This is a genomic window from Nocardia brasiliensis IFM 10847 (assembly GCF_000710915.1).
GTDB lineage: Bacteria > Actinomycetota > Actinomycetes > Mycobacteriales > Mycobacteriaceae > Nocardia > Nocardia brasiliensis_A.
Genome location: NZ_BAUA01000218.1, coordinates 26,183 through 34,619, shown reverse-complemented (window position 1 = coordinate 34,619; position 8,437 = coordinate 26,183). Strand labels below are relative to the sequence as shown.

Annotated in this window: 10 protein-coding genes; 2 read left to right on the top strand and 8 right to left on the bottom strand. The window is 67.6% G+C overall.

The features are described 5' to 3' along the window. Positions 1-134, top strand: a 134-nt coding sequence (locus tag NBRGI_RS47105; RefSeq protein ID WP_148311175.1) for a DUF1206 domain-containing protein, incomplete at its 5' end; no start/stop codon positions are given. Between the two features lie 34 nt (positions 135-168). On the opposite strand, the gene NBRGI_RS42345 is transcribed toward NBRGI_RS47105, so the two are convergent. From NBRGI_RS42345 to NBRGI_RS42310, 8 genes are all read right to left on the bottom strand, one after another. Further along, positions 169-1,149, bottom strand: a complete 981-nt coding sequence (locus tag NBRGI_RS42345) for a glycine betaine ABC transporter substrate-binding protein (protein WP_029903864.1) — start codon at positions 1,147-1,149, stop codon at positions 169-171. Further along, the gene (locus NBRGI_RS42340) at positions 1,146-1,883 is read right to left on the bottom strand and encodes an ABC transporter permease (RefSeq protein ID WP_029903862.1); all 738 of its coding nucleotides are present in this window, start codon (positions 1,881-1,883) and stop codon (positions 1,146-1,148) included. Before NBRGI_RS42340 ends, NBRGI_RS42345 begins: the two co-directional genes overlap by 4 nt. Further along, a complete protein-coding gene (locus tag NBRGI_RS42335) occupies positions 1,880-3,160 on the bottom strand; it encodes an ATP-binding cassette domain-containing protein (protein WP_029903860.1) in 1,281 nt (426 codons plus the stop codon). The genes NBRGI_RS42340 and NBRGI_RS42335 overlap by 4 nt, the downstream gene beginning before the upstream one ends. Beyond that, the gene (locus tag NBRGI_RS42330) at positions 3,157-3,801 is read right to left on the bottom strand and encodes an ABC transporter permease (RefSeq protein ID WP_014985076.1); all 645 of its coding nucleotides are present in this window, start codon (positions 3,799-3,801) and stop codon (positions 3,157-3,159) included. The genes NBRGI_RS42335 and NBRGI_RS42330 overlap by 4 nt, the downstream gene beginning before the upstream one ends. A 195-nt stretch (positions 3,802-3,996) precedes the next feature. Then, positions 3,997-4,905, bottom strand: a complete 909-nt coding sequence (locus tag NBRGI_RS42325) for a TauD/TfdA dioxygenase family protein (RefSeq protein ID WP_029903856.1) — start codon at positions 4,903-4,905, stop codon at positions 3,997-3,999. 104 nt (positions 4,906-5,009) lie between these two features. Next, complete coding sequence (locus NBRGI_RS42320) at positions 5,010-5,906, bottom strand: type II CAAX endopeptidase family protein (protein ID WP_081878480.1); 897 nt, start codon at positions 5,904-5,906, stop codon at positions 5,010-5,012. 103 nt (positions 5,907-6,009) lie between these two features. Then, entirely contained in the window at positions 6,010-7,053 is a 1,044-nt protein-coding gene (gene mgrA / locus NBRGI_RS42315) for an L-glyceraldehyde 3-phosphate reductase (protein WP_029903852.1), read from the bottom strand. A 73-nt stretch (positions 7,054-7,126) separates the two neighbouring features. Beyond that, a complete protein-coding gene (locus tag NBRGI_RS42310) occupies positions 7,127-7,588 on the bottom strand; it encodes a MarR family winged helix-turn-helix transcriptional regulator (protein WP_081878479.1) in 462 nt (153 codons plus the stop codon). 90 nt (positions 7,589-7,678) lie between these two features. On the opposite strand from NBRGI_RS42310, the gene NBRGI_RS42305 reads away from it, so the two are divergent. Next, positions 7,679-8,437 (top strand): dioxygenase family protein, encoded by a 759-nt coding sequence (locus NBRGI_RS42305; RefSeq protein ID WP_029903848.1) that lies wholly within the window; start codon positions 7,679-7,681, stop codon positions 8,435-8,437.

Below are 8,437 nucleotides of genomic sequence, written 5' to 3'. Positions count from 1 at the left end.
CCGCGGGATTGGACGGTGCCCTGAAAATCCTCGGCGCCCAGCCCTTCGGCATGGTCCTGCTCATCGTCGCCGGTCTCGGCATCATCACCTACGGCCTCTACAGCTTCGTCCTGGCCCGCTACGCGAAAATGTAGATCGCGCAACCACTTCGCCGTCGCCGCCTGCTGATCAGGCGATCAATTTCTGGGTCTTCAGCCAGTCGTAGGCGACGTCGGCGGGGTCTTCGCCGTCGATGTCGACGCGGCCGTTGAGTTCCTGCATGAGATCGTCGGTGAGGCGTTCGGAGATGGTGCCGAGCAGCGGCCGCAATTCCGGATGCCGGTCGAGGACGGCGCCGCGCACGACGGCGGTGCCGCTGTACGGCAGGAAGAACTTGCGATCATCTTCCAGCACAACGAGATTCAAGTTCCTGACCCGGCCGTCGGTGGTGTAGATCATGCCGAAATTGCAGGGTGCGCCCTTGGCGGTGGCGGTGTAGACCACGCCCGCGTCCATCCGGGTCACGTTCCCGGACGGAACGCCGTTCGGATCGTTGTACGGGATACCGTACTTCGCCAGCATCGGGATGAAACCGTCGGAGCGGCTGAAGAATTCGTCGTCGACGCAGAAGGTCCGATCGGGGACCGGCAGGTTGGTCACGTCGGACAGCGATTTCACCTGCAGGCGTTCGGCGTTCGGCGTCGACGCGCCGAAGGCGTAGGTGTCGTTGAAGTTGGCGGGCGGCAGCCACACCAGATCGTGATCACGCTGTTCCAAGTCGTGCACGCGCTGCCAGAGCTGTTGCGGGTCCGCGATCGTGTCGGTCTGATTGTGGTAGTTCACCCATCCGGTGCCCGTGTACTCCCAGAGGATGTCGGCGTCACCGTTGAGCTGAGCCTGCCGCGACGACGCGGAACCCGGCGCCCCGGTCAGGTCGGTGACCTTCGCGCCCGCCGCGCCCAGATACGTCGCGGTGATCTTGCCGAGCAGCACGCCCTCGGTGAAGCTTTTCGAGGTGACGACCAGCTTCACCCCGTCCAGTGGCTGCGCGCCGTCGGGCAGCTGGGCGTCGTGGAAGGTGCCGGACGAGCTGACCAGGCCACACCCGCTGAGCGCGGCGGCGGCCGCGACGAGCGCGGCGAGCAGCGTCGCGAGCCGCGGCGGCCTCACGCGATGCCCCGCGGTGTCGCGGCGAGTTCGACCAGCCGGCCCAGCCAGTCGATGGTCAAGGCCAGCAGGCCCACCAGGATCGCGCCGGAGACGAGCAGCTTCGGCAGGAACAGTGTGACGCCCGTGGTGATCAGCGTGCCGAGGCTGGTCGCACCGATGAACGTGCTCAGCGTCGCCGTGCCGACCAGGATCACCAGCGCGGTGCGCACGCCGTTGAGGATGACCGGCACCGCGAGCGGCAACTCCACCTGGAACAGCGTCCGGCTGCCGGAGTAGCCGATCCCGCGTGCGGCCTCGATGGTGCGGTGGTCCACCTGCCGCAGTCCGACGATGGTGTTCTGCAGGATCGGCAGGATCGCGTACACGACGAGACCGACTATCGCCGTGCGGAATCCGGTGCCGAGCCAGAACGTGAACAGCACCAGCAGGCCGACCGCGGGCGCGGCCTGCCCGACGTTGGCGATGTTCACCGCGAAGGGCTCGACGCGTTCGAGCGCGGGCCGGGTGAGCGCGATGCCGAGCGGGATCGCGATGACGACCACGATCAACGTGGCCACAACGGTGAGTTTGATGTGCGCGAGGATCGTGGTCTGCAAGTTGTCCCAGGCCAGGGACGCTTGCTCGGTCGGGGTGAAGGTCGTGGACCGGTACCAGAGGAAATAGCCGAGACCGATCACACCGATGATGATCGGCTCGAACCACACGTCCAGCGGCACGCGCCGCAGCCTGCTCATGCCTGCTCGGCCGATCCGGGTTCGTCGTCGGCGGCGACCACCGGCGTCGGCGCGGGATCGGTGCCGTCGACGTAGGTTTCGTAGGACAGGTCGACCTCGTCCGACCGCACTTCGGCGAGTTTGGCCTGGATCGTCTCGGTCACCGTGCCGATGCTGAGCGCGCCGACCACGGCGCCGCGGCCGTCGGTGACCAGCGCGGCTCCTTGGCTGGCCGCGAGCATGGCGTCGAGCGCGTCGTTGAGTGTGGAGGAGCGGGCGACCACGGGCAGCCGCCGATCCAGGAAGTCCGAGACCTCCGGTTTGGTCGCCAGTTCGGTGAGCGAGGGCCACGACCGCGGCCGCCCGGCCTCGTCGACCACCACGACCCAGGTGTGCCCGGCCGCCATCGCGCGCTGGATCACGCCCTGCGCGGGTTCGCCGACCCGGGCGGTGATCACCTTGTCGTATTCGACATCGCGCACCCGGGACACGGTGAGATACGCCAGCTTCGCGCCGGACCCGACGAATTCCTCGACGAACGGCGTGGCCGGATCGGTGAGAATCTCCTCCGGGCTCGCGTACTGCTCGACGTGCCCGCCCTCGGACAGGATCAGCACCTTGTCCCCGAGTTTGGTGGCCTCCTCGAAATCGTGCGTCACGATCACGATGGTCTTGCCGAGTTCGTGCTGGATCGCGATCAGGCTGTCCTGCAAGCGCACCCGGGTGATCGGGTCCACCGCGCCGAACGGTTCGTCCATCAGCAGGACCGGCGGGTCCGCGGCGAGCGCGCGGGCGACGCCGACGCGCTGCTGCTGGCCGCCGGACATGTCCTTGGGCAGCCGGTCGGCGAAGGTAGCGGGATCCAGCCCGACGAGATCGAGCAGGTACTCGGTGCGTTCGGCGATTCGCTTCTTGTCCCAGCCGAGCACCCGCGGGATGGCGCCGACGTTCTTGGCGACGCTCCAGTGCGGGAACAGTCCGCCGGACTGGATGACGTACCCGATCGACTGGCGCAGTTTGTCCGGGTCCTCGCGGGTGACGTCGCGGCCGCCGATGAAGATCCGGCCCTCGGTCGGTTCGATCAGCCGGTTGATCATCTTCAATGTCGTGGTCTTGCCGCAGCCGGACGGACCGACGAACGCGACGATGTCGCCGGCGTCGATCTCCAAGTCGAGTCGCTCGACCGCGGGCGCGTCCTGGCCGCGGTAGCGCTTGACGACGGCGTCGAGCTTGATGTCGGCGCCGGTCACGTTGCGCTCCGGCGCGGGCGGAGCGGGGCGGCTGGTCACTTCGGTCATGACAGTCCCTTTGCGATCGTGAGGCGGCCGAGCAGGACGAGGAGTGCGTCGAACACCAACGCGATGAGGACGATGAGAATGGTGCCGGTCAACGCCATCTCGATGGCGTTGGCGCCGCCGAGCCGGGACAGGCCGTTGAAGATCAGCGACCCGAGGCCGGGCCCGAGGACGTAGGCGACGATGGCGGCCACGCCGACGATCATCTGAGTGGAAACCCGGATGCCGGTGAGGATCACCGGCCAGGCGATCGGCAACTCGACGGTGAGCAGGATGCGCAACCGGGAAAAGCCGATGCCTTTGGCGGATTCGATCACCGAGGGCGGCACCGCGCGCAACCCCACGATCGCGTTGCCGATCACCGGCAGCGCCGCGAAGAACGTCAGCATGAGAAACGACGGCACCACGCCTAATCCGAACGGCACCAGCAGCAGGGCGAGCAGCGCCAGCGACGGAATGGTCAACGCGACCCGGCTAGAGGTGAGCGAGAGCGCGGCCAGCAGCGGCAGCCGATACACCGCGACCGCGATGAGCACCGCGACGACGGTCCCGACCAGAACGGTCTGAAACGCCAGGGAGGCGTGCTGATAAGTGAGGAACGCGAGGAATTCGCCCCGCCCTCGGATATAACTCCATAAATCCACGCGATTCCCCTCGTCGGGCAAGACCGGTCGGTACCTGCGGGTGCGTAATCACCGGACGCGAGCCGTCAAAGCGTAATCGAGACTTCGTGTGCGGTTCTGGATGGCGCGCGGCGCGCGGATCGCCGGGTTGCCGATCTCGCGATTGTTTTCACCGGCGCGTAGGTGGCCGAACAATGCGAGTCCGGAAGGGGACGGCTAAGCCGCCGTGGTGAGCGGATCGACGGCGGAGTAGGACTCGGCATTTCCCGCGATGACCGTGCTCGACGTGCCGTCGACGCCGACCGGGATATCACCGGCCAGGGTGATCCGGGTCAGCCTGCGGTGCTCCGCGCCGTCGTAGTCGTCGATCGCGTAGTGCTGGGTGGCACGGTTGTCCCAGATTGCCACGTCGCCGAGCGACCAGTTCCACCGGACGGTGTGTTCGAGCCGGGTCACCCGATCCTGGAACAACCGGAACAGCGCCTGCGACTCGCTACTGGACAGGCCCACGATCTGCTTGACGAAGCAGCCGAGCAGCAGCGCCCGCTCGCCGGTCTCCGGGTGCACCCGGACCACCGGATGCTCGGTCTCGAAGTAGGTCGACTCGAATTCGCGGCGGTAGGCCCGCGCGTTCTCGTCCGGCCGGTCCTCCACGGTGGCCGCGTAGTCGTACTGGTTGGTGTGCCGCGCGCGCAGGCTCTCGGCCAGCCGCCGCAACGGTTCCGGCAGCGAGTTGTAGGCGGCGACGGTCGAGGCCCAGGTGGTCGCGCCGCCGTAACTCGGCAGCGTGACCGCGCGCAGGATGGAGGCCTTCGGCACGCGGTCGACGAAGGTGACATCGGTGTGCCAGGTGTTGGAGCGGCCGTGGTGGGAGTCGATGGCCAGGCTCTTCACGCCCGCGGAGGTGAGTGTCGGGTGCGGTGTGGTGGGCGTGCCGAGCAGTTCGGCGAATTCGTACTGTCCGTCCTCGGTGAGGTGGTGCTGTTCCCGGAAGAAGATCACCTTGTGCTCGTTGAGCGCGGCGCGCACGGTGGCGACGGTCGCGCCGTCCAGCCCACCGCCGAGCCGGACTCCCTCGATTCGGGCGCCGATGTGCGCACCGAGCTTGACCACCTGCACGGACATTCCACGACCTTTCGCTCCACCCGGATGATTACGGATGAGGAAACCAGGCCGGGCGCGGCTCGACCAGTATTACGGTCACCGGGATCGCAATGTGCAAACGCGCATCAACTGCCATTCCGCGCGGCCGAATCGGGCGCGCTCGAAAGTGGTTGGCGCAGGAATCTTCCCGGCCGCCGGTAGAGCAGGAATACGCAGATCGCATTGGCGGCCAGCAGCAGTAGGCCTTGTTCGCCGAGCCACAGCCAAGCCCGCGCGCCCGTGGTGTGGGTGTCGAATACCGATTGGATCACCGAATTCCACGACGCGTGCAGCACGACGGCCGGCCAGACGCTGCCGGTATCCAGCCGCACTCGCGCGAAAACATAGGAGACCACGACGATTTGGATCAGGAACAGCGGCGCGATCACCAGCACGGAACCGCCGTTGCCGCTGAGGTAGCTGCCGCCGATGATCAACGGCATATGCCACGCGGCCCAGATCAATCCGCCGATCAGGATCGGCTGTGGTAGGCCCGCGTCCATGAGCCGGGTGAGCAGATAGCCGCGCCATCCGAGTTCCTCGCCGAGCGCGAACACCAGGCCGATGGCGGTACCGGGCACCAAGCCGATGAGCAGCTGGACCGCGAAGGCGACCCAGCCGGCGGCTTCGCCGTCGGGCGTGGTGAACTCAGCCAAGCCGGTGAGCCAGCCGACGCCGTACGCGGCCCCGGCCACGACCACCGGGTAGCCGAGCGCGAACAGGCAGGCCCACCAGCCGCGGCGACCGCCGAAACGCAGGGAGATATCGCCGAATCCTTCGCGCAGCAGCAGCCGGGCGAGCAGCGAGGCGACGCCCGGCGCCCACATGAGCAGCAGAATGCCGATGTCGTTGCGCGCCACGACCGCGAAAATCATGGCCGGTGCGGATAAAGCGACCAGCGCGACGAGGAAGAGGCCGACGCCCCGCCGGGCGAGCCGGCGGCGGTCGGGTAGCGGTGGTGCGTCCGGTCGCCCTGGGGTCATGCGGGCACACTATGCGGCGCCCGCCGCGTTCGTCGTCAGCCCGAAGGGTGGTATCGGCCTCCGGGGAATCCCTGACTCGCCTGTAGGCCAAGGGGTTTCAGGGTCAGAGCGTGCCCTCGCGGGCCGACCGCCACAGATCGACCGCTCCGTCGTCGTCGAGCAGGGCCTCGATCTCGGCCAGTTCCTCGGCGCGGAACTCGAGCCCGTCGAGCGCGGCGACGTTCTGCTCGAGCTGGCCGGTCGTGGACGCGCCGATGACCAGCGACGTCACCCGTTCGTCGCGCAGCGCCCACGCGAGCGCGAGCTGGGCGAGCGTCTGGCCGCGCCGCTCGGCGAGGGCGTTGAGCTTGCGAAGCCGGTCGATCATCGCGGGGGTGAGCAGCTCGTTCTGGAACGACTTGTCCTGGGCGGCTCGCGATTCCGGCGGAATGCCGTCCAGATATTTCGTGGTGAGCATGCCCTGGGCCAGCGCGGTGAAGCCGATGACGCCGAAACCCGCCTCGGCGGCAGCGTCGAGCAGTCCTTCGGTTTCGATCCAGCGGTTCAGCATCGAGTACGACGGCTGGTGGATGAGCAGCGGCGTGCCCAGCTCCCGCAGCATCGCCGCGATGGTGCGCGAATCCTGCGCGGTGTACGACGAGATGCCGACGTAGAGCGCTTTGCCCTGCTGCACCGCGGTGTGCAACGCGGACGCGGTCTCCTCCAGCGGTGTCGTCGGGTCGAACCGGTGCGAATAGAAGATATCGACGTAGTCCACGCCGAGCCGAGTCAGGGACTGGTCGAGCGAGGCGAGCACATACTTCCGCGACCCACCGCCCTGCCCGTACGGGCCGGGCCACATGTCCCAGCCCGCTTTCGTGGACAGCACGAGTTCGTCGCGATACCGGGCCAGGTCCTCCCGCAGGATGCGCCCGGCGTTGATCTCGGCCGCCCCGTACGGCGGCCCATAATTGTTCGCCAGATCGAAATGGGTGATACCGAGGTCGAATGCACGCAGCGCAATCTCGCGCTGGGTGCCATACGGCCGGTCGTCGCCGAAGTTGTGCCAGAAGCCGAGCGACAGCATCGGCAGATCGAGCCCGGATCGGCCCGATCGCCGATACCGCATCGGCCCGTCGTACCTGGTGGGTTCGGGAATGTAGGTCATGGAGATCTCCTCGACTGTCTCGGCGGTCGTGGTGGACGGCGCGTGGCATGCACCGCAACATTGCGCTTGATGCTCAACGCAGGTCTGCGGCGACCTTGCCCAAGCCGTCGGCGATGGCTTTGCGTTGCTGTGGCGAAAGGACGTCGATCAGGAGTTCGCGGACCAGAGCGACGTGGCCGGGGGCGGCGGCTTGAAGCTTGCGGCGGCCGGCGGGGGTGAGGGTGGCGATGATGCCGCGGGGGTCGTCGGGAGCGGGGGTGCGGCGGACGAAGCCCGCCTTCTCCAGCTGTCCGATCTGATAGGTGAGACCGCTCTTGGAGGTGAACAGGGCGGCGGAGAGCTCGGTCATCCGCAGCGCGTCACCGGGCGCGTCCTCGAGTCGCACCAGCACCTCGTACTGCGTGTGCGACAGGTGCGCGTCCTCCTTGAGCTGCTGTTCGATCCGGCGGTTCAGCAGCGCCGTCGAGGCGAGGAACGCCTGCCAGGTCCGCATCTCTTCGTCGTCGAGCCAGCGGGGCTCGTCCAAGGTGACCACCCTCCCTATTGTTCAAACTCGAACGATAATCTACCATCGTCGACAGATGTTCAAATTTGAACTACTTGGAGGAGGCCGAGACCGATGCGCATGCCCGTGGTGTACCTGTCGCACGGCGCCCCGCCGCTGGCCGAGGACGCGGTGTGGCCGGGGCAGTTGGCCGCTTGGTCCGCGGAACTGCCGAAACCCGAAGCGGTCCTGATGATTTCGGCGCATTGGGAAGACGCTCCGCTCGCCGTCGGCGCGACCGAGACGGTTCCGCTGGTCTACGACTTCTGGGGCTTCCCCCGGCACTACTACGAGGTGACCTACCCCGCGCCCGGGGCGCCCGCACTAGCCGACGACGTGCGCAAACTGCTGCGCGCCCCCGGTCGCTCGGTGCACGACGTGCCCGATCGCGGGCTCGACCACGGGGCGTATGTGCCGCTGGTGGAGATGTACCCCGCGGCGGATGTGCCGGTGCTGCAACTGTCGATGCCGACGCTCGACCCGTCCGGGCTGCTGGAACTCGGCCGCAAGCTCGTGCCGCTGCGCGACCGAGGGGTGCTGATCGTCGGCAGCGGCTTCTTCACCCACAATCTGCGCGCGCTGACCCAGGACGGCTCGGTGCATCCGGTGATGACCGAGTTCGACGACTGGGGTCGGCGAGCGCTGGCCGCGGGCGACGTCGACGCCCTGCTCGATTTCGAGAAGAAGGCTCCGGCCGCGGCGGCGGCGCACCCGCGCACCGAACACTTCGCGCCGTTGTTCGTCGCGCTCGGCGCGGCCGACGCCGACCTGAGTACCCAGCGCAGCGTGATCGACGGCTTCTGGAACGGCCTGGCGAAACGTTCCCTGCAATTCGGCTGA